Here is a 26,457-nt window from a genome sequence, read left to right as displayed (position 1 = left end):
TCATTCACTCGCGTCCTCGATCCCGGCGAACAGGTCGGTCTCGGGCAGTACCACCGGCACCCTGGACCTGGCCAGCTCGAACTCCTCGGTCGGCCACAGCCGCTGCTGCCATTCCATCGGCGTGGTGGACCACGTGTTCGGCAGGGAGCTCGGTTTCTCGGCGCGGGACGCGCTGACCACCGGCGAACTGGGCGGCACGGACCGTATCCAGGCGCTCACCTTCGCGATGCAGGTCGGGCTCGCCGCGGTGCTGCGCGAGCGCGGCATGGAGCCGGCCGCGGTGATCGGACACTCGGTCGGTGAGGTCGCGGCATGTGTGGCCGCCGGCGTGTTCGACCTGTCCCACGGCGCGTCGATCGCGTGTCACCGCGCGCGGGGATTCCGCGCGGTGGCAGGTGAGGGCGCAATGGCGTTGGTGCGCTTGCCTTTCGGTGAAGCCGAACGCCGGCTCGGTGGCCGCACCGACGTGGTCGCGGCCATCAGCGCTTCCACCGAGTCCACGGTGGTCTCGGGGACGGTGGCCGCGGTCGACGAGATCGTCGAGGTGTGGACGGCCGCGGGGGTCATGGTCCGGCGCGTCAACACCGACGTGGCATTTCACAGCCCGGCGATGGACGCGCTCACCGGTGAACTGGCCCGGATGGTCGCGACGCTGCCCGCGCCGGGACGCGCCCGGGTGCCGCTATATACGACGGCGCTGGAGGATCCCCGGTCAGACGCTGCCCGCGACCCGGGCTACTGGGTGGCCAACCTGCGCGGCCGGGTGCGCTTCGCCGAAGCGGTGCAGGCGGCCGCGCAGGACGGGCGGCGGTTGTTCCTCGAGGTGTCCGCACATCCGGTGGTGGCCCATTCGATCGTCGAGACACTGACCGGCCTCGGCATGGACGACCACGCCGTGGTGCCGGTGCTGCGGCGTGGGCAACCCGAGGCCGATGCCGTCGAAGCCGCCGTCGCGACGCTGTACTGCCACGGCGCGCCGATCGCGCACGGGTACACCGCGACGATGCCGTGGGCCCCCGAGCTGCCGGGCACCCGATGGCAGCACCGCCGGTTCTGGCGCACACCGACCCCGCCGCCCAACACCCGTGCGCTGCACGACCCCGCGTCGCACACGCTGCTCGGCGGTGTCGTCGACGTGACCGGCGAGGTGCCGTCACGGGTGTGGCAGACCCGGCTCGACATGAACAACCGTCCCTACCCCGGCGACCATCCCGTCCAGGACACCGAGATCGTCCCTGCGGCAGTGCTTCTCAACACATTCCTGACCGCGGCGGGATCGGGTCTGACCGATGTGCGGTTGCGCACGCCGGTGCCGCCCGGCCGGGCCCGCGACATCCAGGTGGTTCTGCAGGACCGCTCGTTGCGGATCTCGTCGCGGCTCACCGACGACGACGCCGAGTCCGGATGGCTCACCCACAGCAGCGCGGTCGTGGCGACCGACGAGGACTTCCAGGGCGAGCTCAACGAGCTGATGGGCAGCGGCGTCGACGCGGCCATCTGGGACCGCTGCACCGAACAGCTGCCTCCGGGCCACGTCGTCGACACGCTCGCGACGCTCGGGGTGGCGGCGATGGGCTTCGGCTGGGAGGTGCTCGAAATACGCCGGGGTGCAGACGAACTCCTGGTGCGTGTCCGTGCCGAGGCGGACGGTTCGGCGCCGCGGACCTGGGCCGGCGTGCTGGACGCGGCGACGTCGGCGGCGTCCACGGTGTTCGACGGGCCGCCCCGGTTGCGGATGCCCGCCCGCATCGACCATGTGCACGTCTGCGGCTCGCCGCCCGCCGTCGCGCTGCTGCACGTTCGGCGTCGGGAGGGCACCACCACCGACGTCGCGATCGCCGACGAATCGGGGGCGGTGCGGGCGTCGCTGACGGCGATGACGTTCGAGGAGCTGGAGAGCGCCGCGGGTGCCGATACGGCACGGATGCTGCACCACGTGGCGTGGCATGAGACCGCGTTCGACGACGGCGACCGGCCCGCCGAGGTCGTATTGGTCGGCAGCGGGGTCGAGGCGGTGCTGCGTGACCTGGACGACGCCGCGGTGCCCCATCGCGTCTACGAAAGTGTCGACCAGGTGCCCGGCGACACCGGGCCGCGGTCGGTGGTGCTGTTGCTGCCGCGGCACGACGCACCCGAGGCTGCCGCCGAGCAGGTGTTGGGTGCGCTGAAGCACCTGAACGACAACGGGTCTGAGGCACGGTTGTGGGTTCTGACCCGCAACGTGCATGAGGGCGCCAACCTGGTGCACGCCCCGTTGTGGGGGATGTCGCGGGTGGCCGCGGCCGAACATCCGCATCTGTGGGGCGGCGTGCTCGACCTCACCGGCGGGGGAGTGCCCGTCGGGGTGCTGGCCTCGCTGCCCGGCCACGGCGTCGTGGTCTTCCGTGACGGTGCGGCGATGACGGCGCGGCTGGCCCATGCGCGGCCCGGCGGCGGCGCCCCGATGACGTGTACACCCGGTGGTACGTACCTGGTCACCGGTGGCACCGGGGCGCTGGGGTTGCGGATCGCGCACCGCCTCGCCGACCTCGGGGCCCGCCGGCTGGTGCTGCTGTCGCGGTCGGGTATGCCACACCGCGAGCAGTGGGCGCACGCCCCCACCGAAGCGATCCGCGCGGTGTCCGCGCTGGAGGAGCGCGGTGTGTCCGTGCGCGTCGCGCCGATCGACATCGGTGCCGAGGAGGCCGGCGACGCACTGCGTGCGGTGCTCCGCGACCTGCCGCCGGTACGCGGTGTGGTGCACGCTGCGGGTGTGGAAGCCGGTGCGCTGCTGTTGAATACGTCGGACGAAGACCTCCGCACCGCGATGCGTCCGAAGGTCGCCGGCACGTTGACCCTGCACGAACTGTTCCCGCCCGAGCAGCTGGACTGGATGGTGCTGTTCTCGTCGTGCGGTTATCTCGCGGGCTTCCCCGGGCAGGGGGCGTATGCGTGCGCCAACGCGTTCCTCGACGCGACCGCGCGGCACCGGCGCAGTCTCGGGGACAACACGGTCAGCGTCGCGTGGACGGCGTGGCGCGGTCTGGGCATGGGGTCGACGTCGGGGTTCGTCGCAGCCCAACTCGAAGCGCTCGGCATGGGTACGGTCGGGGCGGACGACGCGATGCGGGCCCTGGATTCGGCGATGCGCGGTGAGGAGCCGAATGTCGTTGTGCTGCCGCTCCTTCCCGAGGCGGCGGCGGTGCCGATCCTGGCTGATGTCGCACCCACCGGGGAGGACGACGCGGGCGATGTCGCACCGGCCGGCCCGGGCGACGCCGATCTCGGTGAATGGGTGGCCGAGCAGGTCGTCGACGCGGTCGCCGGCGAACTCGGGCTGGCGGCGGCCGATGTCGATCTGCGAATACCGTTGGTAGAGGCCGGTGTCGACTCGATCATGACCGTCGCGCTGCGGCGCGCCCTGGAGAAGCGCACGGGTCTGTCACTGCCTCCGACCCTGCTCTGGGAGCATCCGACAGCATCCGCGGTGATCGGCCGGATCGTCGAGCTACTCACGCCGCAGTCCGAAAAGGCCGATGTCGGTTAGACATTCACGCTACGGTCCTTCGTCGTTTTCGGGGAGTAGGTGGCGTTCGGGGTGGTGGTAGCCGTTGACGCGGTGCTGACCGGTGTCGAGTTCGGGTGGGGGGATCCATTCGGTCTGGTTTTTGGCGTTTTTGCGGGTGGTCCAGCCGGTGTTCTCGATCATCCGGTTGTCCGGACCGCAGGCGAAGGTGAGGTCGTCGATGTCGGTCTGGCCGTCGTTCTTCCAGTCCGCGACCGCGTGATGAACCTGGGCCCAGTAGCCCGGCACGGTGCAGCCGGGCCGGGTGCAGCCCCGCTCCCGGGCGTGCAGCACCAGTCGTTGGGCGGCGTTGGCCAACCGTTTGGCCCGACCCAGATACAGGGACTGGCCGGTGTGCCCGTCGAACACATACAGATAGTGATGCGCATCAGCGGCCATCCGGATCAGATCCGGCATCGGTAGCAGTGATCCGCCGCCGGTGACCGCGACCCCGGCGCCCTTCTCCAGTTCTTGCAGCGTGGTCGACACGATCACCGTCACCGGTAACCCGTTGTGGGTGCCCAATGCCCCGGATTCCAGGTTGCGGCGCAGCAAAGCCTTGAGGCCGTCGTGATTGCGCTGCCCCTGGGTACGGGTATCCCGGCCCGCCGCCTCCGATGACGGCGCGCCCTCCCCGGCCGGTTCCCGCGGGCTCCTGGGCGGGCATGTTGGCGCCGGGGGCGGCGTCTTTGGCCAGGGCGGCGTCCAGGTAGGCGCGGGTTTCGGCGTCGATGTAGCCGCTGATCTTGGACGATCCGTCGCGCTGCTGCTTGCCGATCTTGACCCAGCGTTTCCGGGCCCGCTCCTGCTCGGTGGGTTCGGGGCCGTCCTGATCGATCATCAGCAACAACCGCCCGGCGGCCTCGTCGAGTTCTTCGGGGCTCATTCCTGCACCCTTGCCCGCCAACTGCCGGTCGGCGTGGGCGCGGGTATCGGCATCCACCCAGGCCGGCAGGTTCTTGTGGAACGCCGCGATGACCTTGATGTGCTCCTCGTCCACCAAGCCCAGGGCTTGGGCGGCCGCGGTGGCCTCCCACACCGGCGCCAACGGTTCCCCGGTCATCGCCCGCCGCGGCCCCAACATCTTGGCCCGCCGTAGCCGCCGCTCGGCTTCAGCACCGCTGACCCGCAACGCCGTGGTCAGCACTTTCTTCCACGACGACGCCTCACCCAGCCGCGACGGTTCGGTCTCGTCCATCAACCGGGCCAGCACCTTGTGCTCGACCACCGGGACGCTGCGCAGCACCGTCGTCAACTCACTCAACAGCCCGATCAGCTCACGATGGGACAACTCGTCGGCAGCCTTCGACAGCACCGCGACCTGCTCGGCGATCGCCCCCACCGCCTCCGACACCAACTCCATGACCCGAACACTAGTTCGAAGGTCCGACAAAAACGGGTCCCGGCTGCGGGTGCGACCAAGAAAATTGTGGAAGATGTTCCGAAGTGCGGGCGGAAACGGAGGGCTGGGTGACATCCGGCGGTTTCGATCTGTCCATGGACCCGGCGCCGTCCGGCAGAAGCCGAGTTCGCCAACTGATGTCCAGGTTGGACATCGCCCTTCGGTCGGCTCCGCCCCAGAGCGCTCAGGACGTCAACTGAGCCACCAGTCGCTTCTTGTCGACCTTCCCGACCGCGGTCATCGGCAGTGACGGCACCGGTTTCAGTACGTCCGGGCGCGCGTGCATGGAGGCCCCCCGCTCGTCGAGGAACGCGTTCAACTCGGTCAAGGTAAGCGGCTTGCCGCGGAAGATGACAGCTGCACAGATCTTCTCGCCGAGATATTCGTCGGGAAGCGCGACGGCCGCTGCGGCGTAGACCGCCGGGTGGGTGTGCAGGTGGTCTTCCAGGTCGGTCGCCGAGACGGTTTCACCGCCGCGGTGGATCACGTCCTTGACCCGGCCGGTGACCTCCACGTAGCCGGCGCGCGGACCGTCGGTGAAGATGCGCACGCGGTCACCCGTGCGGTAGAAACCGTCGGGGGAGAACGAGCGGGCGTTCGCGTCGTCGGCCCGGTAGTAGCCGTTGAGCGTGTACGGTCCGCGCACCAGCAGTTCGCCTTCCTCGCCCGGAGGGACCTCGTCGCCGTTCTCGTCGACGACGCGCATCTCGTCGTGCGGGGACATCGGACGCCCCTGGGTGTGCACGACGACATCCTCGGGATCACCGGGCCGGGTGAAGTTCAGCATCCCCTCGGCCATCCCGAAGATCTGCGACATGCCCGGCGTCAACCGTTCGAGGATGAACCGAGCCTCCTCAGGGCTCATCCGCGATCCGCCGACCTGGACGAACCGCAGCGACGTCGGCAGCACCGGCTCCCACTCGCACGCCTGCGCCCACAGCTTGGCCAGCGCGTTCACCAACCCGGTCACCGTGATCTTGTACTTGTCGATCAACGCGAACGCGTTCTCGGGGCTGGGGTCGGCGGTGAACACCGTCGGCGCGCCGACCGTCATCGAACCGAGCAGCCCGGGGCAGGCCAACGGGAAGTTGTGCCCGGCAGGAAGCGCGACGAGATAGGCGTCTTCACCTGTCATATGGCAGGCCTGCGCGCATGCGGTGGCGTTGTAGACGTAGTCGTCGTGCGTGCGCGCGATCAGCTTGGGCAGGCCCGTGGTGCCGCCGGAGACCAGCAGCAACGCGGGCAGCGCGGGATCGACCGGACCCCGGTCGACCGGCGGGCCGTCGAAGTCGCGGACCGCCGACCACGCTACGAACGGGCCGTGTACGCCGTCGACGATCACATGGCGCAGCGTCGGGTGATCGTCGGCCAACGAGGCCGCCATGTCCCGGTAGTCGAACCCGCCGGCCTGGTCGGGGACGATCAGCGCCACCGCGCCGCTGACGTCGGCGAAGTGGCCGAGTTCGGCCGTCCGGTGCCCGATCAGGCACATCACCGGCACCGCGCCGGCACGCAACAGGCCGAACAGGGCAACAGCGAACTGGCACGAGTTCGGCAGCTGGAGCAGCACGCGATCGCCCGGGCGGATGCCCAGATCGGCCAGACCGGCGGCCGCCCGGTCGGCGACCGCATCAAGCTCGGCGAACGTGTAGCTCTGTGAAGCGTCGATGATTGCCGGCTTGTCCGGCCACCTGGCCGCGGCGTCGGTCAGGATGGAGTCGACGGGTCGGCCCGTCCAGTAACCGGCCTGCCGGTACACCGCGGCCCTGTCCTCGGGGAACGGGACGAAGCCGCGTGCCAGGTCATTGCCCTGCTCGGTCGGGAATCCGGCGCTCATCAGTCAAAATCACCGCTCTGGGTAGGAGTTTTGGGTGACCCGAATATAAGGTAGCCTCCTCAAAGTTAGGACAGCCTGCACTTAATTCCGACGGGGTTCGAGGAGGTTCGGTTTGGCGTCGACGACTGCACGGTCTGTCCGCGACGAGGTTGCCGAGCTCCTCGGCGTCAACCCCGCCGACCTCGACCCCGAGGCCGATCTGATCGCCTCCGGCCTCGATTCGATCCGGATGATGTCGCTGTCCGGCCGCTGGCGCAGACAGGGCATCGACGTGGGCTTCGCCGCGCTCGCGGCAAACCCCACCGTGGCCGCCTGGACGGAGCTCGTGGCCGGCGGTGCCACGCAGCCGGCGCAGGACGCCACCGCCCCGAAGGCCCAAGACGAGGACGACACATTCCCGCTCGCCCCGATCCAGCACGCGATGTGGGTCGGCCGCAACGACGATCAGCAGCTCGGCGGGGTCGCCGCGCACCTGTACGTCGAATTCGACGGGACCGGAGTGGATCCCGCGCGGCTTCAGGACGCGGCGACCAAGCTCGCCGCGCGGCACCCGATGCTGCGCGTCGAGATCCTGCCCGACGGCACCCAGCGGATCGGTGACCGCGGTCTGCCGGTCACGGTGTACGACCTGCGCGACCTCGACCCGTCGGCTGCCGAAGGACGCCTCGACGAGATCCGCGACGAGAAGTCGCACCAGATGATGCACGGCGAGGTGTTGCAGTTCTCGCTGTCGTTGCTGGCCGATGGCCGGACCAGGCTCCACGTCGACATGGACATGCAGGCCGCCGATGCGGTGAGCTACCGCAACTTCATGGCCGATCTTGCCGAATTCTACGGCGGGGCAAGCCTTCCCGAGCTCGGTTACACGTACCGCGAGTACCGGGCGGCGCTGACGTCGACGACCACCGAATCCGAGGAGGACCGCCGCTGGTGGGCCGAACGGATGCCCGACCTGCCCGAAGGTCCCGCACTACCGCTGGTGCCCCGTGGCGAGCAGGCCAATCCGAAACGGGCCAGGCGGCGGTGGCACATTTTCGACGTCGCCACGCGTGACGCGTTGTTCGCGGCGGCGCACCGGCGCGGGATCACCCCGGCGATGGCGGTGGCCGCCTCCTATGCGGGCACCCTCGCACGCTGGTCGACGAATCGGCGCTTCCTGCTGAACCTGCCGATGTTCGGGCGCGAACAGTTCCATCCCGACGTCGACAGACTGGTCGGCGACTTCACCTCGTCACTGCTGCTCGACGTCGACCTCACCGGCGCCGACACCCCGATCGCACGGTGCCGCGTGCTGCAGGACACGCTGCACGCGACGGCGCGGCATTCCAGCTACTCGGGTCTGTCGGTGCTACGCGACCTGACCCGTCACCACGGCACGCCGGTTCTGGCGCCGATCGTGTACACCAGTGCGCTGGGCCTCGGAGATCTGTTCGCCGGAAAGGTCACCGAGCACTTCGGTCGTCCGGTCTGGACGATCTCGCAGGGGCCTCAGGTCCTGCTCGACGCGCAGGCCACCCCCGTCGCCGAAGGGCTGATGATCAACTGGGACACCCGTGAGGACGCGTTCCGGCCGGGTGTTGCCGATGCGATGTTCGCCCACCACCTCGCCGAGCTCCAACGTCTTGCCACCGATGAATCGGCCTGGGAGGAAACAGATTTCTCGGCGGTGACGCCCGATCAGCGGGCGGCGCGCGACGCGGTGAACGCGGTGACGGACGCGCCGAGCGGTGACGTGTTGCACGACGGCTTCTTCCGCCGCGCAGAAGCCACCCCGGACGCGCCGGCGGTGTGGAGCCGTGCCGGGAACCTCACCTACGGCGAACTGCGTGAGCAGGTGCTGGCTGTCGCCGCGGCACTGCACGTCGCCGGTGTCAGGCACGGTGACACGGTCGCGGTGATGGGGCCGAAGAACTACGAGCAGGTCATCGCGCTGCTCGCGATCTCGACGGTCGGCGCGGTCTACGTCCCCGTCGGTGTCGACCACCCGGCCGAGCGGGCATCGCGCATGCTGGTCAATGCAAAGGTGCGGATGGCGTTGGTGTGCGGTGACGAGCCGCCGACCGCACTGCCCGCGCTGACCGTCGCCGAGGCGCTGCGCGTGGGACGCCGCGAGACCGGGTTCACGCTGCCCACAGTCGATCCCACCGACCTGGCGTACATTCTGTTCACGTCCGGTTCGACGGGGGAGCCCAAGGGCGTCGAGATGACCCACGACGCGTCGATGAACACCGTGGAGTTCATCAACGGCCATTTCGAGATCGGCCCCGCCGACCGTTGCCTGGCGCTGTCGACGCTGGAATGCGACCTGTCCGTGCTGGATGTCTTCGGCATGCTGCGCGCCGGGGGTTCGATCGTCGTCGTCGACGAGGAGCAGCGTCGCGATCCCGACGCGTGGGCCCGCCTCATCTCCGAGCACGGCGTGACGGTGCTGCACTTCATGCCGGGGTGGCTGGAGATGCTCTCGGAGGTCGACGGCGACCTGTCCTCGGTGCGGGTGGTTCCCACCGGTGGTGACTGGGTGCGCCCCGAGCTGGTCCGGGCATTGCGGAAGCGGGCACCGCACATGCGTTTCGCCGGCCTCGGCGGCGCCACCGAAACGGCCACGCACAACACGATCTGCGAAGTGGTCGGCGACATCCCGGCCGACTGGACGTCGATCCCGCTCGGGGTGCCGCTGCCCAACAACGCCTGCCGCGTCGTCGGGCCGGACGGCCTGGACTGCCCCGACTGGGTGCCCGGGGAACTGTGGGTCGGCGGCCGCGGTGTGGCCCGCGGCTACTGTGCGCGCCCCGATCTGACCGCGGAACGTTTCGTGCGCCACGACGGCAAGAACTGGTATCGCACGGGCGATCTCGTGCGCTACCGGCCCGGCGGCCTCATCGAGTTCGTCGGCCGCGCCGACCACCGCATCAAGATCAGCGGCTACCGGGTGGAACTCGGTGAGGTCGAGTCCGCGCTGCGCCGCATCGCCGGCGTCGACTCCGCGGTGGCAGCGGTCGTGACCGTCGACGGCGGCCGCGATGTGCTCGCCGCACTCGTCAGCGCGGACAGCGGCCAGGCCGCGCCGGATCCGGACAAGGTCACCGCGCAGATGGCCGAACTCGTTCCGCCCCATATGATTCCGCAGATCGTGGTGGCGACCGACCAGATCCCCTACACCGTCGGCGGCAAGATCGACCGCGTCGCGGTGGCGCGGCGGCTCAACGAGGCCGACGTGCTGGTCGGCACCGGGTTCCGGGCTCCGGCGACGCCGCTGGAGACCGCGCTGTGCGCGATCATCGGCGCGGTCCTCGGGCGCGACAGGATCGGGGCCGACGACGACTTCTTCGCCTCCGGCGGCGACTCGGTGTTGGCGACGCAGGTGGTCTCGCGGGTGCGCACCTGGCTGGACACGCCGTCGGTGGCCGTCGCCGACATCTTCGCCGCCCGAACCGCCGCGGCGCTGGCGGCCCGACTGGTCGGCAATGAATCGGACGGCGCGCGGCTTACCGAGGTGGCCGAGCTCTACCTGGAGGTCTCGGGGATGGACGGCGCCGAGGTGCTCTCCGCACTGGATTCCGGACGATGATCGGCGAACGGGACCAGCTCGAGCTCAGGCCGTGGATCAAGAGGTTCCCCGGGGAGCCGGGCACCTCCACGCTCGTGTTCCCGCATGCCGGTGGCGCTGCGGCGGCCTATCGCGGTTTCGCGTCGGCGTTGTCGGCCAGGGGCGTCGACACCTTCCTGGTGCAGTACCCCCAGCGTGGCGAGCGACTCGCCCATCCCGCGCCGGAGACCATCGCCGAGCTGGCCGCCGACCTGCTCGACGCCGTCGACTGGGTGCAGCTGGGCCCGCTTCGGCTGTTCGGGCACTGCATGGGCGCGCTGGTCGCTTTCGAGTTCACCCGGGCGGCGGCGCACCGCGGCGTCACCGTCCGCGAGCTGTGGGCATCGGCTAGCCAGGCGCCGTCGACCGTCGAGGGATCGCGGCCCGTGCCGACCACCGACCGTGAAATGCTGGCCGACATCGTCGATCTCGGCGGCACCGACGCCCGTCTCCTCGAGGACGAGGACTTCCTGGAGCTGTTGCTGCCTGCGGTACGGGCGGACTACCAGGCGTTCAATCGCTACACCTGTGGACGCGACGTCCGCATCGACGCTGACATCCACGTGCTCGGCGGCGAAGCCGACCGCCGTGTCGACCATGCCCTGTTGCGGCAGTGGGAGATCCACACCGACGCGGCGTTCACCTTCACGATGTTCGACGGCGGTCACTTCTACATCGACGATCACCTCGACGAGGTCGCCGAGCTGGTGAGCTGCACATGACCGACGACCCCGTCGTCATCGTCGGCATGGCGGTCGAGGCGCCGGGCGGGGTGCAGGGCACCGACGACTACTGGACCCTGCTCGCCGAGCAGCGGGAGGCGTTGACCCCGTTCCCCACCGACCGCGGGTGGTCGTTGCGGACTCTGCTCGACGGCTCGCGCCGGGACGGCTTCAAGCCGATCCACAACCTCGGTGGCTTCCTCGGCAGCGCGGGGCATTTCGATCCCGAGTTTTTCGGCATCTCCCGGCGCGAGGCCGTCGCGATGGATCCGCAACAGCGCGTCGCGCTGCGGGTCGCGTGGCGGGCACTGGAAAGCGCCCTGATCAATCCGGACGACCTCGCCGGGCATGACGTCGGGTGCTATGTCGGCGCGTCGGACATGCGCTATGGGCCGGCCATGGACGAGTTCTCGCACCACAGCGGCCATCTCATCACCGGAACCTCGCTGGGCGTCATCTCCGGGCGCATCGCCTACACCCTCGGCCTGGCCGGTCCGGCCATGACCGTCGACACGTCGTGTTCGTCGGCGCTGTCGGCGCTGCACCTCGCGGTGCAGGCGCTGCGCTCCGGCGACTGTGACCTCGCGCTGGCCGGTGGCGTGTGCGTGATGGGGTCCCCGGGCTACTTCGTCGAGTTCTCCAAGCAGCACGCGCTGTCCGACGACGGACACTGCCGGCCCTACAGCGCGCACGCCAGCGGCACGGTGTGGGCGGAAGGCGCGGGGATGTTCGTGCTGCAGCGCAGATCGGCCGCGCTGCGGGACCGCCGCCGGATCCTGGCCGAGGTGCTGGCCAGTTGCGCGAATTCCGACGGCAGGTCGGTCGGGCTGACCGCACCCAGCCAGGAGGCGCAGACCAGACTCTTCCGACGCGCCATCACCGCCGCGGGCGTCGATGTCGACAGCGTCGGCATGGTGGAGGGCCACGGCACCGGAACGTCGCTGGGGGACCGCACGGAACTCAACGCTCTCGCCGCGACCTACGGTTCGGGCACGCCGGGGCAGGGACCGCTGCTGGGCTCGGTCAAGTCCAACGTCGGGCACACCCAGGCCGCCGCAGGCGCACTCGGACTGGCCAAGGTGCTGCTCGCCGCCGAGCACTCCGCCGTCCCCGGCACCCTGCACGTCGACGAACCGAGTCATGAGATCGACTGGGAGAACACCGGTTTGCGGCTGGCGCGCAAGCTGACCCCGTGGCCTGCCGTCAACGGCAGGCGCACCGCCGCGGTGTCGGCGTTCGGGATGAGCGGCACCAACACCCACGTCGTCGTCGCGGTGTCCGATACGGCGCACGGCGGGACGGCCTGATGGCGGCCGGCTGGTTGCCCGACGGGCGCATCGCCGTTCCGCTGAGCGCACACGACGAGGAGCTGGTGCCCGCCGACGCCCGTGCGATCCTGGACTACCTGCAGCGCACGCCGTCCGAGCCCGCACAGGTCGCCGCCCACCTGGCGGCCACGCGGCGGCTGCGCCGCCACCGCGCGGTCGTGCGCGCCGGTGACTGCGACGAACTCGCCGCCGGTCTGCGGGCGGTAGCCGAGAACCGCGAGCACCCACTGGTGACCCGGGCGGGCGGGCGGACTGCCGGCCGCACCGCGTTCGTCTTCCCCGGGCAGGGCAGTCAGTGGCCGGCGATGGGCGCCGAGTCCTACCGCGAGCTACCGGCCTACCGTGCCGAGGCCGACCGGCTCGACGCCGCCTTCTCCGCGGCCGGGCTGGCGTCACCGCTGCCGTTCCTCGTCGGGGACTACGAGGCGCCGGCGGCCGCGTCGCATCTGGAGCTGCAGGCGGCGCAGTTCGTCCACTCGGTCGCGCTGGCCGCGGTGTGGCGCGCATGCGGCATGGTGCCGGACGTGACCATCGGGCACAGTCTCGGTGAGGTGGCGGCCGCCTACGTCGCCCGCGCCATCACCCTCGACGACGCAGTGGCCGTGCTGGCGGCCAGAGCCGCAGCGATCGCAGCCGTCCCCGGTGAGAACGGTGTCGCAGTACTGGGCGTGGACACCGCGGAGGCGGCCGAACTGATCGCCGCGACCGACGGTTGGTTGGAGCTGTCCGCGGTCAACGCGCAGACCTCGGTCGCGGTGGCGGGGGAGCGCACCGCGGTGGCCGCGATCGTTGAGGCTGCCCGCGCGCGGGGCCGGTTCGCCCGGGAGCTCGCGATGAGTTTCCCGGCGCACACCACCGTGATGGAGTCCCAGCGCGAGGAGCTGTGCCTGCGCCTGCCCGCATCGGTGTTCACCGACTCGCCGGTGCAGTTCGTCGGCTCCGCGACCGGACAGGTCGTGGCGCCGGGCACCGACTTCGGCCGGTACTGGTATGACAACCTGCGCAACACGATCCGTTTCGATCAGGCGGTGCGGACCGCGATCGGCCTCGGTGTCGGGATCTATATCGAACTGTCGGCGCACCCGTCGCTGCTGTTCGCGATCGAAGACGGTGTCGAACGTGCCGGTGCCACCGCGGCCGTGCTGGTCGGCTCCGGCCACCGCGACACGCCTGTGCGCGACAGCCTCGCGGCGAACGTCGTGGCCGCCGCGGCGGCCGATCCCGGCCACCGCTGGGCAGACCTGCTCACCGGTGAACCGGCGCGGCTGTACGGCTTTCCCGGCGCGCCGATGCGCGCGGAGCATCTGTGGGCGCAACCCGAACCTCTGCCCGCGGTGACGGGATTGACCGTGACCACCGAGAGCTGGCGGCCACGGGGTGTCCGCCCCGTCTCCGCGGGTACGCCCCGCAGGATTGCGGTGGTCGAAATCGGCGACGCCACAACGCAGGCCGCAGCGCTGCGGGCGGCCGTCGACGCGCACCCCGGCGCGTCGCTGACGAGCGCTGCCGACGCCGATCTCGTCATCGCGGTCGCACCCGCCTTCGCCGGCACCGACCCGGCCGGATGTGTGGATGCGCTGGCCGATGCGCTCGACACGGGACTGCTCGGTTACGCCGACGGCTTGGGGCCGCGCTGCCGTGACGTCTGGCTGGTCACCGTAGGAGCCGAGAACGTCACCGCTGACGACCCCGTCGCCGACATCGGGCAGGCCGGGCTGGCCGCGATGCACCGCTGCATCGGGTTCGAGTACGCCGACGCGAGCTTCCACCACCTCGATCTACCGGCCGGGACGGTGACGGACGCCGCTGTGGTCGACGTGATCCTCACCGGCGCAGGAGAACTGGCGTTGCGGGGCGACGGCACCGTCTACGAGCGCATCCTCGGCGAGGACGCAGCCACGGCCCCACCGTGGAAACTGGACGCCGAAGCCCTCGACAACGTCGTGATCACCGGTGGATCCGGGGCCATCGGGCTGAGCTACGCCCGGTTCCTGGCGGCCCGCGGCGCCCGGCGGATCGTGCTGCTGAGCCGCCGCGGCGTCGCCCCGGCCGTGCTGGACGGGCTGGGCGGCGAGATCTGCGCTCCCGCATGCGATCTGCGGGATCCCGGACAGGTCGCAGAAGTCGCCGCGGCGTTCGCCGGCGGTCCCGCGTCGCTGCTCATCCATGCCGCGGGCACGGCGACGTTCGCCAACCGGGCCGAGACCACGGGCGCCGCCGTGGTCGACATGGCCGCAGCCAAGATCGTCGGGCTGGAGTCGCTGACCCGCGCGTGGCCGATCCGCGACGACGCGCGGATCCTTCTGTGTTCGTCGGTGACCGGTGTCTGGGGCGGTAAGGGGGTCGGCGGCTACGCGGCCGCCAACCGGATGCTCGACGTGATGGCCGGCAGACTGCGGGCCGACGGACGCAACTGCACCGCGGTGCGGTTCGGGCTGTGGGAGGGCAGCGGGATCGTCGACGCCGCGGAGATCGCCCGCGTGGAACGCACCGGCCTGCGGCAGATGAAGCCCGAACTCGCGGTGGAGGCCAGCCTGTGCGATTTCGCGCGCGATCCGCTGGTGCTGTCGGCGGATCCCGACCGGATGCGGGTGTTCTTCGGGGAGGAACCGGTCCAGACGCAGCAGCACGCCGGTGCAGAAGCCGTCGCCGCGTCGATGACGGCGCCCGATGCGGTGCGCAGCCAGCTCGCGGCCGTGCTGGGGGTGGACGCCGGCGCACTGGATCTCGACTCGTCGCTGTTCGACCTCGGCGTCGATTCGCTGCTCGCACTGGATCTGCGCAAACGGCTGAAGCGGCTGACCGGACACACGGTTGCGCTGGCGACGCTGCTCGGCGGGATCACCGGTACGGATCTGATCGCCGGTCTATCAGAGAAAGTGGACTCTTCGAGTGACTGACATCGACACCGGAGCACAACTCGACGAGCGTCGGCTGGAATTGCTGCGACGCCGGATGCGGGAGCGTGGGCTGCGCGCCGGCACGGACGGCGTTGACACCACGGGCGACTCCGACACGCTGACCGAGGGCCAGCTGCGGATGTGGTTCGTCCACGCGGCCGACCCCAGTGGCGCGCTGCTCAACGTCTGCCTGTCCTACCGTCTGACCGGTGATATCGACGTCGACCGGCTGCACGATGCAGTCGACGCGGTGGCCCGGCGGCACCCCGTGCTGCGCACCACCTACCGCACCGAGGCCACCGGTTCCGGTGACACCGGGCTGCCGCTGCCCACCGTGCATGTCGACCTGATGCCGGGCTGGGCCGAGCACGACCTGTCGGAACTGTCCGAGCGCGCCCGCAGGTTGCGGCTGGAGGTCCTCGCCCAGCGGGAGTTCGCCAAACCGTTCGACCTCAGCGCCGAATCTCCGCTCCGGATCACCCTGATCCGCACAGGTGCAAGCGAATTCGTGATGCTGCTGGTCGCTCACCACATCGCCTGGGACGACGGCTCGTGGGAGGTCTTCTTCGAGGATTTGACCCGCGCCTACCTCGGTGAGGAGCCGCGTCCGGCGCCCCGTGCGGTCCTGGCCGCCGCGGGATCCGAGGAGGACGTCGCGTACTGGCGCGCGGTGATGGCCGATCCGCCGGAACCGCTCGAGCTGCCCGGTCCGAACGGGTCCGCCATCCCGACGAGCTGGCGCTCGCAGCGCACCACGGTGCGGCTCGACGGGGACATCGCGCGCCGGGTGACGGCCCTGGCCGACGAGGTCGGCGCGACACCCTACGCGGTGCTGCTCGCGATGTTCGGCGTCCTGGTGCACCGCTACAGCCATGTCGACGATTTCCTGGTCGCCACCCCGGTGCTCAACCGCACCGGTGACACCGACGACGTCATCGGCTACTTCGGCAACACCGTCGCGATGCGGTTGCGGCCCCGGGCTCCGATGACGTTCCGCGAGTTGCTGGTCGAGACCCGGGACACCGTCCTCGGCGCGTTCGCCCACCAGCGGGTCGGCCTCGACCGGATGGTGCGCGAACTCAATCCGGACCGCCGCCACGGGGCGGAGCGGATGACCCGGGTCAGCTTCGGATTCCGTGGCCGCGACCGATTCGGTTTCACGCCGCCCGGCGTCACCTGCGAAAGAGCCGAGCTGCGCTCGCATCTGACGCACCTTCCGCTGGGCTTCATGGTCGAGTTCGACGCCGACGGCATCGCAGTCGAGCTTGAGCACCTGGTGGAGATCATCGAACCCGGTCTGGCCCACCAGCTCCTCGACCACTACACCGTGCTCGTCCGCAGCGCGCTGGCAGCGCCCGACACCCCGCTGAGCGGGTTGCAGCTGATGAGCGACGACGACCTGGACTGGCTGCGCGCGGTGTCCTCCGGTCCGCGGTTCGACACCCCGCCGGCCACCATCACCGATCTCATCGAGGGTCAGGCCCGGCGTACCCCGGACGGCACGGCCGTGGTGTACGAGGGGCGCCACTTCACCTACCGCGAGATCAACGCGGCGGCCAACCGCGTCGCGCACTGGCTGATCGGGCAGGGCGTGGGTGCCGAGGACCGCGTCGCGGTCCTGCTCGACAAGTCTCCGGACCTGGTCGTGACCGCGCTCGGCGTCCTCAAGGCCGGGGCGGTCTACGTTCCGGTCGATCCCACCTACCCGCAGGACCGGCTCGATTTCATCCTCGGTGACTGTGACGCGAAAGTCATTGTCCGCGAACCGATCACCGATGCCGGAGGTCACCGCGCCGACGATCCGAACGACAGTGACCGGGTGCGGCCGGTGAGCCCCGACAACACCGCCTATCTGATCTACACCTCCGGGTCCACCGGTCTGCCGAAAGGGGTCCCGGTCCCGCACCGCCCCGTCGCCGAGTATTTCGTCTGGTTCGCCGACGAGTACCAGGTCGACGAGAACGACCGGCTGCTGCAGGTCGCCTCACCGAGCTTCGACGTGTCGATCGCCGAGGTGTTCGGCACGCTGGCCTGCGGTGCTCGACTGGTGATCCACCGCCCCGGCGGCCTGAACGACATCGGCTATCTGACCGCGCTGCTGCGCGATGAGGGCATCACCGCGATGCACTTCGTGCCGTCCCTGCTCGGGCTGTTCCTGTCCCTGCCCGGTGTGAACCAGTGGCGCACCCTGCAGCGGGTGCCGATCGGCGGGGAGGCCCTGCCCGGCGAGGTGGCCGACAAGTTCCACGCCACCTTTGATGCGCTGCTGCACAACTTCTACGGCCCGACCGAGACCGTGATCAACGCGACCCGGTTCAAGGTCGAGGGCAGGCAGGGCACCCGGATCGTCCCGATCGGCAAACCGAAGATCAACACGCAGATCCACATCCTCGACGACGCGCTGCAACCCGTGCCGGTCGGCTCCATCGGTGAGATCTACATCGCCGGAACCCATGTGGCGCGCGGCTATCACCACCGGACGGCGCTGACCGCCGAGCGTTTCGTTGCCGACCCGTTCACCCCCGGCGCCCGCATGTACCGGTCCGGTGACCTGGCGCGCCGCAACGCCGACGGCGACATCGAGTTCGTCGGCCGCGCCGACGAACAGGTCAAGATCCGCGGATTCCGCATCGAACTCGGCGACGTCGCCGCGGCGATCACCGTCGACCCGAGTGTGGGGCAGGCCGTGGTGGTCGTCAGCGATCTGCCCAACCTGGGCAAGAGCCTGGTCGGCTACCTGACCCCCGCCGACGGTTCCGGAGTCGACGTCGACCGGATCCGAGCCAGGGTGGCCGCCGCGCTGCCCGAGTACATGACACCGGCGGCATACGTGGTCGTCGACGAGATCCCCATCACCGCGCACGGCAAGATCGACCGCGCCGCGCTGCCGGAGCCGGAGATCTCGGCGACCACCGCGTTCCGTGAACCGGCGGCCGGCACCGAAGCGCAACTCGCGCAGGTGTTCGCCGACCTGCTCGGCCACGAGAAGGTCGGCGCCGACGACTCCTTCTTCGATCTGGGCGGCCACTCGCTGCTCGCCACCAAGCTGGTGGCCGAACTACGGAGCCGGTTCGACGCAGACGTCGAGGTGCGGGACATCTTCGAGAACGCCACCGTCGCCCGGCTTGCCGGCCACATCGAGGCGGTGACGAGCGGCGAGGGCACCACGACCCGGCGGCCGCGGCTGGTGGCCGCACCGGTGGACGGTCCCGCGCCGCTGTCCTCGTCGCAGCTTCGCTCCTGGTTCGGCTACCGCATCGAAGGCCGCAGCCCGATCAACAACATCCCGTTCGCCGCGCGGCTGACCGGACCCTGTGACGTCGACGCGTTCGTCGCGGCCGTCCGCGACGTCGTCGAACGGCACGCCGTCCTGCGCACCACCTACCGCGAGATCGACGGCGTGCCCTACCAGATCGTCAACCCGATCGCCGACGTGCCGGTCCGGCGAGCCCGCGGCGACGGCGAGAAGTGGCTGCAGGCCGAACTGGACCGCGAACGCAAGCACACGTTCGACCTGGAAGAGGACTGGCCGATCAGGGCGGCGGTCCTCACGGTCGGAAGGGAACATGTTCTCTCGCTGGTGATCCACCACATCGCCGGTGACCACTGGTCGGGCGGCGTGCTGTTCACCGATCTGGTGACCGCCTACCGCGCCCGCAAGGCCGGGGAGCGACCGAACTGGGCGCCGCTGCCGGTGCAGTACACCGATTACGGCGCGTGGCAGGCGCAGCTGCTCAGCGAGGACACCGGGATCATCGGTCCGCAGCGCGAGTACTGGGCCCGCCGGCTCGCTGACGCCCCGGCCGAAGCCGGCCTGCCCCTGGACTTCCCGCGGCCGCGGCTGCCCAGCGGCAAGGGCGATGCCGTCGAGTTCACCATCGACGGTGAGGTCCGGCGCAAGATCGCCGAACTGTGCCGCGATCTCGGCATCACCGAGTTCATGCTGCTGCAGGCCGCGGTCGCGGTCACACTGGCCAAGGCCGGTGGAGGACTCGACATCCCGCTGGGCACTCCCGTGGCCGGCCGCTCCGAGGCCGAACTGGAGCAACTCGTCGGCTTCTTCGTCAACTTCGTGGTGCTGCGCAACGACCTGAGCGGCAACCCGACCCTGCGCGAGGTGCTGGTCCGGGCCCGCGACATGGCGCTCGGGGCGTACTCCAACCAGGACGTGCCGTTCGAGCAGGTTGTCGACGCGGTGAACCCGCCGCGCACCCTGGCCCGCAATCCGCTGTTCCAGGTGGTGGTGCATGTCCGAGAACAGCTTCCGCAGCGCCAGATGATCGACGACGACACCCAGTTCACCGCGCTGGAGCCGACATTCGACATCGCCCAGGCCGATCTGTCGCTGAACTTCCTGGCCGGGGACGGCTCGGACCGGGACGGCGCCGGCTACCGCGGCTACCTGATCTACCGTCCCGAGTTGTACGACCGGCGCAGCGTCGAACGCCTCGCCCGCTGGCTGACCCGGGTGGTGACCGCGTTCGTCGACACCCCCGACCGCGCACTGCGTGACGTCGATATCCGTTCGGCCGAAGAGCGGCAACGGATTTCCCAGGAGTGGAGTACCGGCGCCCGGGTCCAGATCCTCGGCGCCGACCTGGCGCCCGTCCCGGTCGGTGTGTTCGGCGACCTGTACCTGACCGGCGGCCCGTTCGCCGAAGCGGCGCCCTACCGCACCGGCGACCGGGCCAGGTGGGGCTCCGACGGACGGCTGGAGATCATCGCCGCCGACCGCGTCCCCGGCGGCCCCGTCGCCGACGCGGCCCCGGCCACCGCGGTCGAATTCGAGGAACCGCAGACCGACACCGAACGCGCTCTGGCCGTGCTGCTGACCGACCTGCTCGGCGCCGAGCGGGTCGGCCGGCGCGATGACTTCTTCGGTCTCGGCGGCGACAGCGTGCTGGCGGTGCAGCTGGCCGCGCGGGCACGCGACGCCGGGCTGGACCTGACCGCCCGCACGGTCTTCGAGCATCCGCAGCTCGCCGAGCTCGCGGCAGCGCTGGACAGCGGTGCCGCACCGACGGCCGAGAAGCGGGACACCCACCACGCGCCGATGTCGGTGTCAGGGTTGCCCGAAGACGAGCTCGCCGCGCTGGCCGCATCGTGGGGCAGCAGGGAATGACCCAGCCCCAGCCCGACGTCGAGCCGCCCGTCATCGAAGACGTGTTGGCCCTGAGCCCGCTGCAACAGGGGCTCTTCTCAATGGCGACGCTGTCCGAGGGGCGTGACGACGACCCATACGTCATCGCGATGGCCGCCGACGCGACCGGTGATCTGGACGCCGACCTGCTCCGGCGGTGCGCGGGCGAGCTGCTGGCGCGGCACGCCAACCTGCGGGCCAGCTTCGTCAAGGGCAACCTCAGCCGCGCCGTGCAGGTCATCCCGCAACGGGTCGAGCTGCCGTGGCGCCACGTCACCGCCGCTGACGCCGCCGAGCTCGACGAGATCGAAACCGCGGAGCGGACAACGCCGTTCACGCTGGACCGCGGACCGGTGATCCGTTTCCTGCTCATCGAGGCCCCGCAGCGCTGGCGGTTCGTGGTGACCGCCCATCACATCCTGATCGACGGCTGGTCGCTGCCGTTGTTCATGGGGGAGTTGCTGACGCTGTACCGGGGTGGCGGAGACGTCGCGGTACTGCCGGAGGCGCCGCGCCCCTACCGTGACTACATCGGCTGGCTGGCCGGTCGCGACGAGGATGCGAGCCGCGAATTGTGGCGCAGGCACCTGGCCGGTGTCGACGGGCCGACGCTGCTCACCCCGGCGCTGACCTCCGCGGCCCCGCTCCCGGGCCGCCCCCGGCTGACCGAGGTGACGCTGGATGCCGAAACCACCCGCCGGCTCGCCGAAGCTGCCAGGAGCCGTGGTGTCACAATGAACACCCTGGTCCAGATGGCGTGGGCGACAGTGCTTTCGGTGATCACCGGCCGCACCGACGTATCGTTCGGGGTCACGGTGTCCGGCCGCCCAGGCGAACTGGCAGGCGTCGAACGGATGGTGGGGTTGTTCATCAACACCGTGCCGCTGCGGGTACGGCTGGATCCCGCCGAGCGTACCGGGCAGCAATGCCTGGCGCTGCAGCGCGAAGCCGCGGCGCTGCGTGACCACGGTTATCTGAGCCACTCCGAGTTGCGCGCGCTCGGCGGCATCGGCGAGATGTTCGACACGCTGCTGGTCTATGAGAACTTCCCGCCCGGCGGGCTGGTCGGACAGACCCGGTTCGAAGCCAACGGGGCCACTTTCGTGCCGTCGGCGCTGGAGAGCCTGTCGCACTTCCCGGTGACGATCGCCGCCCATCTCGCCGACGACCGGCTCACCGTGTTCGTCGAGGTGATCGACGGTGCACTCGGTGCGCTGCGGCCCGGCGACCTCGGCAGGCGGGTGCTGCACGCCGCGCAGCGCCTGATCGACTGCTGGGACAAGCCGCTGCGCGCAGCCGGGATCTTGCTGCCCGGTGAACACGCGCCGGAGCCGGCAGCAGCGGAACTGTTGCCGGCTGACGGTATTCACCGGCGATTCGCCCGGATCGCCGGCGGCCGGCTCGGGTCGGTGGCGCTGAGCTGGGACGCCGGCGGGCGCAGCGGAACGCTGACCTACCGGGAACTCGACGAGGCCGCGGACCGGATGGCGGCCGCGCTGACCGCCGCCGGGGTCGGCGCCGAGACACCGGTCGCGGTGCTGCTGAGGCGCGGACCCGACTATGTGGTGGCGATGTTCGCGGTGCTCAAGGCCGGTGGAGTGATCGTCCCGCTGGACCCGGCGATGCCCGCCGAACGCATCGCCGACATCCGCGAACAGTCCGGGGCCGCCGTGGTGGTCGACGAGGAGTTCGTCGCCACGGTGCCCGTCACCGAGCCGCCGGCCGACTACCGGCCCGCCGAGGTGTCCGCCGATCAGGCGGCCTACATCGTGTTCACCTCCGGTACGACGGGCAGACCGAAGGGCGTCGTGGGCACCCACGGCGCGGTGCTCGCATACGCCGAGGACCACGCCGCCCATGTGCTGCGTCCGGCCGCCGCGCGGATCGGCCGCCCGCTGCGGGTCGGCCACGCGTGGTCGTTCACGTTCGACGCCGCCTGGCAACCGCTCGCGGCGCTTCTCGACGGTCATTCGGTGCACCTCGTCGGTGATGAATCACAGCGCGACGCAGAGGCTCTGGTGCAGAGCATCGGCCGTTTCGGCATCGACATGCTCGACACCACCCCGTCGATGTTCGCCCAGCTGTACGACGTCGGCCTGCTGAGCACCGTTCCGCTCGCGGTGCTCGCCCTCGGCGGGGAGGCCGTCAGCCCCGCGACATGGCGGCTCATCGGCGACGAATGCGCCCGCACCGGTATGACGGCCTTCAACTGTTACGGGCCCACCGAGACCACGGTCGAGGCGGTGGTCGCGCCGATCGACCGGTATCGGCGGCCCTCGATCGGGGGCCCCACCCGAACCACACGTGCCCACGTGCTCGACGCGTGGCTGCGCCCGGTGCCCGACGGGGTCGCCGGAGAGCTGTACCTGTCGGGACAGCAGCTGACCCGTGGTTATCTGGGCCGTGCCGGCGAGACCGCGGGGCGGTTCGTCGCCGACCCGTTCACCCCGGGGCAGCGCATGTACCGCACCGGCGACGTGGTCAGGCGCGGCGCCGACGGTGGGCTGCAGTTCCTGGGGCGCGCCGACGACCAGGTCAAGATCCGCGGGTTCCGCGTCGAACCGGGGGAGATCGCCGCGGTGCTCACCGGGCATCCCGACGTCACCGACGCGCACGTCGCCGTCGACCGGCGCGGCGCGCAGACCCGGCTGACCGCCTATGTGGCCGCCGGCACGAACCCGCCGGCCGTCGCGGATCTGCGCGCCCTGATGGCAAACCGGTTGCCGCGCTACATGGTTCCGCAGCGCGTCGTCGTGCTGACCGAGCTCCCGTTGACCGCGCACGGCAAGATCGACGAGGCCGCGCTCGCCGCCATCGCGATCGACGACGCTCCGTCGGCGGTGCCGCAGACGCCGACCGAGACAGCGCTGGTCGAACTGCTGTCCGAAGTCCTCGACGACGACGGGGTCGACGTCGAGGCCGACTTCCTGGAGATGGGGCTCGACAGCATCGTCGCGCTGACGCTGGTGCAGGCGGCTCGCCGCCGCGGCATCGAGATGCGTGCCCGGCTCATGCTGGAATGCAACACCATTCGCGAGCTGGCCACCGCGATCGACTCCGGTCGACACGGTCACGACCCCGCCGCGGTCACCGCCGACCGCTTCGGCGAGGTCAAGCCGGCCCCGATCATGTCCTGGATGTACGAGCACGGCAACTTCCGCCGCTTCACCCAGAACGTGCTGATCTCGCTGCCCGAGGGCCTCACCGGGCAACGGCTGGAGCAGATACTGCAGGCGCTGCTCGACCGGCACGACATGCTGCGCTCGATCCTCGACGAAGGCGGCCGGCTGCTCACCCGGCCGCCGGGTACGGTGCGGGCCGCCGACGTGCTCCGCGCCGTGGACACCGCCGCCGGCACCTCGCTGGATACGGAAGTCGCTGCGGCACTTGATCGTATCGACCCGGCCTCCGGTGCGATGGTGCAGGCGGTGTGGTTCCGGCAGGGCCCGCCGGTGCTGCTGTTGTGTGTGCACCACCTGGCCACCGACGTGGTGTCGTGGTACGTGATCCTCGGCGCGCTGGCCCAGCTCGATGCCGAGCTGGCCGCGGGCCGGACGCCGGACCCGGCCACCGAGTACACCACCTACCGGGACTGGACACGGCAGCTGCACCAGCGCAGTCGCACCGACACCGTCGAACGCGGGCGCGAGTACTGGATCAAGCAGCTCAGCGCACCGGACCCGGTGCTCGGCCGACGTCTCCCCGACCCGCTGCGCGACACCTGGGCCACCCTGCAGTCGACCGACATCCTCACCGACACCGCGACCACCCGGCAGATCCTCGACCGGCTCGACGGCGCCGGCCTGGAGATGCGCGACTTCCTGCTCACGGCGCTGACTTTGACGCTGGCCTCGTGGCGGATCGAGCGCGGGCAGCCCGCCCACCACGGCGCCCTCGTCGCGCTGGAAGGACACGGCCGTGAGGACAGCCTCTTCACCGGCGTCGACACCTCCGCCACCGTCGGTTGGTTCACGTCGGTGTACCCGGTACGGCTCGGCGCCGGGGAGGCTGCGATCGGCGTCGACACCGCCGGGCAGAATCCGGCCGCGGCGCGGACACTGTTGCGCGCGGTCGGCCGTCAACTTGCCGAGGTGCCCGACCGGGGACTGGACTACGGACTGCTGCGGTACACACGGCGCGACGAAGCGCTCGTCGCTCTGCCCGACCCGCAGGTCGAGTTCAACTACATCGGCCGCTACGACCTCAGTGCCGACCAGACCACGCGAGCCTGGTCCCTGATCACCGACGAGACCCTCAACGCGCACATGCCGGCAGCTGCGGAACCGGATCTCCCGCTGCGTTACACCTTCGACGTGATCTCGGTGGTCGCCCGCGGCGCCACCGGCCCTGAGCTGCGGACCAGCTGGCGATGGAGCACCGCGTTGTCCAGCGCCGCAGAGCTGGACCGGATCATCGCACTGTGGCAACAGGCGGTCACCGTGCTCGGAGAGGCGCTATGACATCACCTACCGCCCCGACCCTCGCCGTCGTCGGTGCCGGGCCGAAAGCGATCGCGGTGGCGGCCAAGGCGGCCGAGCTTCGCGCCATGGGTGTGGACGCACCCGACGTGGTGGCCGTCGAGCGCAGCGTCGTCGGCGCCAACTGGCAGGCCGTCGGCGGCTGGACGGACGGCCAGCACCGGCTCGGCACCAGTCCCGAGAAGGATGTCGGCTTCCCGTATCGCTCGTCGCTGGTGCCGCGCCGCAACGCCGAACTCGACGAGCGGATGATGCGGCACAGCTGGCAGTCCTATCTGGTGGCCAGTGCACAGTTCGCCGAATGGATCGACCGGGGCAGGCCGGCGCCGACGCACGCCGGCTGGAGCCGCTACCTGCGCTGGGTCGCCGACAACATCGGGATGACGGTGATCACCGGTGAGGTGCAACGCATCTCGACCGACGGTCATCGCTGGGAACTGATCACCCCGCAGCAGAGCGTGTACGCCGACGGCGTGATGATCACCGGCCCGGGCCAGGCTCAGCGCTCGATTCTGCCGTACGACCCGAGGGTGTTGTCCATCGCGCAGTTCTGGGAGCGCGCCGCCCGGCCCGACCTGATCGTCGCCGAGCGGGTCGCGGTCATCGGCGGCGGCGAAACCGCCGCGTCGATGCTCAACGAACTGTTCCGGCACCGGGTTTCGACCATCACCGTGATCTCGCCGCAGGTCACGCTGTTCACCCGCGGGGAGAGCTTCTTCGAGAACGCGCTGTTCTCCGATCCGACGGACTGGACCAGTCTGACGATGGCCGAGCGGCGCGACGCGCTGGGCCGTACCGACCGCGGCGTGTTCTCCGCGCGGGTGCAGGACGCACTGCTCGCCGACGACCGGATCCGGCACCTTCGGGGCCGGGTCGCGCACGCGGTCGCCCGGGACGAGCGGATCCGGTTGACGCTCAGCTCGAACCGCGGGGGCGAGGCGCTGGAGACCGTGCACGGTTTCGACCTGGTGATCGACGGGTCCGGCGCCGACTCGATGTGGTTCGAGCCGTTGTTCGGTCAGGATGCGCGCGACCTGATCGAGTTGGCACTGCGTGCTCCGCTGACGGGTGACTCGCTGCAGGAGTCCATCGGCCACGACCTGTCGGTCGCCGCGCTGACGCCGAAGCTGTTCCTGCCCGGCCTGTCCGGGCTGATGCAGGGCCCGGGCTTCCCGAACCTCAGCTGCCTCGGGCTGCTGTCCGATCGAGTGCTGGGCGCCCGCTACCCGGGTGCGGCGCAACCCCCTTCGACGAGGAGAACCGATGAGCACCAACCCGTTCGATGACGACAACGGCACGTTCTACGTGTTGGTCAACGAGGAGGAGCAGTACAGTCTGTGGCCGACCTTCGCCGACGTGCCGGCCGGGTGGCGGGTGGTGTTCGGGGAGAGCACCCGCGCCGATTGCCTGGCCTACGTCGAAGAGACCTGGACGGACCTGCGCCCCCGCAGTCTGCGCGAGGCGATGAACGCGAACCCCTGACCACGGCGTGGCGGCCTCAGACGCGCCCGCTCGCGCAA

10 protein-coding genes and 1 pseudogene are annotated in these 26,457 nt (G+C 70.4%); 9 read left to right on the top strand and 2 right to left on the bottom strand.

Annotation, left to right across the window (positions count from 1 at the left end):
* The coding region (locus tag ASJ79_RS09115; RefSeq protein ID WP_082753739.1) for an SDR family NAD(P)-dependent oxidoreductase at positions 1-3,526 on the top strand (3,526 nt) is incomplete at its 5' end.
* Positions 3,527-3,535: 9 nt separating this feature from the next.
* On the opposite strand, the pseudogene ASJ79_RS34970 reads toward ASJ79_RS09115, so the two are convergent.
* Positions 3,536-4,907, bottom strand: a pseudogene (locus tag ASJ79_RS34970) (HNH endonuclease signature motif containing protein).
* Between the two features lie 223 nt (positions 4,908-5,130).
* Entirely contained in the window at positions 5,131-6,783 is a 1,653-nt protein-coding gene (locus ASJ79_RS09105) for a (2,3-dihydroxybenzoyl)adenylate synthase (RefSeq protein ID WP_067954386.1), read from the bottom strand.
* 112 nt (positions 6,784-6,895) lie between these two features.
* Between ASJ79_RS09105 and ASJ79_RS09100 the strand changes: the two genes are divergently transcribed.
* The 8 genes from ASJ79_RS09100 to ASJ79_RS09065 are packed head-to-tail and all read left to right on the top strand — an operon-like array spanning position 6,896 to position 26,419.
* The gene (locus ASJ79_RS09100; RefSeq protein WP_067954385.1) at positions 6,896-10,351 is read left to right on the top strand and encodes a non-ribosomal peptide synthetase; all 3,456 of its coding nucleotides are present in this window, start codon (positions 6,896-6,898) and stop codon (positions 10,349-10,351) included.
* Positions 10,348-11,091 carry a thioesterase II family protein gene (locus ASJ79_RS09095; RefSeq protein ID WP_067954384.1) on the top strand — a complete coding sequence of 248 codons (744 nt, stop codon included), beginning with the start codon at positions 10,348-10,350 and terminating at the stop codon, positions 11,089-11,091. The genes ASJ79_RS09100 and ASJ79_RS09095 overlap by 4 nt, the downstream gene beginning before the upstream one ends.
* Complete coding sequence (locus tag ASJ79_RS09090) at positions 11,088-12,398, top strand: polyketide synthase (protein WP_067954383.1); 1,311 nt, start codon at positions 11,088-11,090, stop codon at positions 12,396-12,398. The genes ASJ79_RS09095 and ASJ79_RS09090 overlap by 4 nt, the downstream gene beginning before the upstream one ends.
* A complete protein-coding gene (mbtD, locus tag ASJ79_RS09085; protein WP_067954382.1) occupies positions 12,398-15,319 on the top strand; it encodes a mycobactin polyketide synthase MbtD in 2,922 nt (973 codons plus the stop codon). The genes ASJ79_RS09090 and mbtD overlap by 1 nt, the downstream gene beginning before the upstream one ends.
* Positions 15,312-20,441 carry a non-ribosomal peptide synthetase gene (locus ASJ79_RS09080; RefSeq protein ID WP_067954381.1) on the top strand — a complete coding sequence of 1,710 codons (5,130 nt, stop codon included), beginning with the start codon at positions 15,312-15,314 and terminating at the stop codon, positions 20,439-20,441. Before mbtD ends, ASJ79_RS09080 begins: the two co-directional genes overlap by 8 nt.
* A complete protein-coding gene (locus ASJ79_RS09075; protein ID WP_067954380.1) occupies positions 20,438-24,919 on the top strand; it encodes a non-ribosomal peptide synthetase in 4,482 nt (1,493 codons plus the stop codon). The genes ASJ79_RS09080 and ASJ79_RS09075 overlap by 4 nt, the downstream gene beginning before the upstream one ends.
* Complete coding sequence (gene mbtG / locus ASJ79_RS09070; RefSeq protein ID WP_067954379.1) at positions 24,916-26,223, top strand: NADPH-dependent L-lysine N(6)-monooxygenase MbtG; 1,308 nt, start codon at positions 24,916-24,918, stop codon at positions 26,221-26,223. Before ASJ79_RS09075 ends, mbtG begins: the two co-directional genes overlap by 4 nt.
* Complete coding sequence (locus ASJ79_RS09065; RefSeq protein ID WP_067954378.1) at positions 26,201-26,419, top strand: MbtH family protein; 219 nt, start codon at positions 26,201-26,203, stop codon at positions 26,417-26,419. The genes mbtG and ASJ79_RS09065 overlap by 23 nt, the downstream gene beginning before the upstream one ends.
* The last annotated feature ends 38 nt before the right edge of the window (positions 26,420-26,457 follow it).

This window comes from Mycobacterium sp. NAZ190054 (assembly GCF_001545925.1).
In the GTDB taxonomy this organism is placed as follows: Bacteria; Actinomycetota; Actinomycetes; order Mycobacteriales; family Mycobacteriaceae; genus Mycobacterium.
The sequence above is the reverse complement of the archived record's forward strand: the minus strand, read 5'-3'. Positions and strand labels throughout refer to the sequence as shown.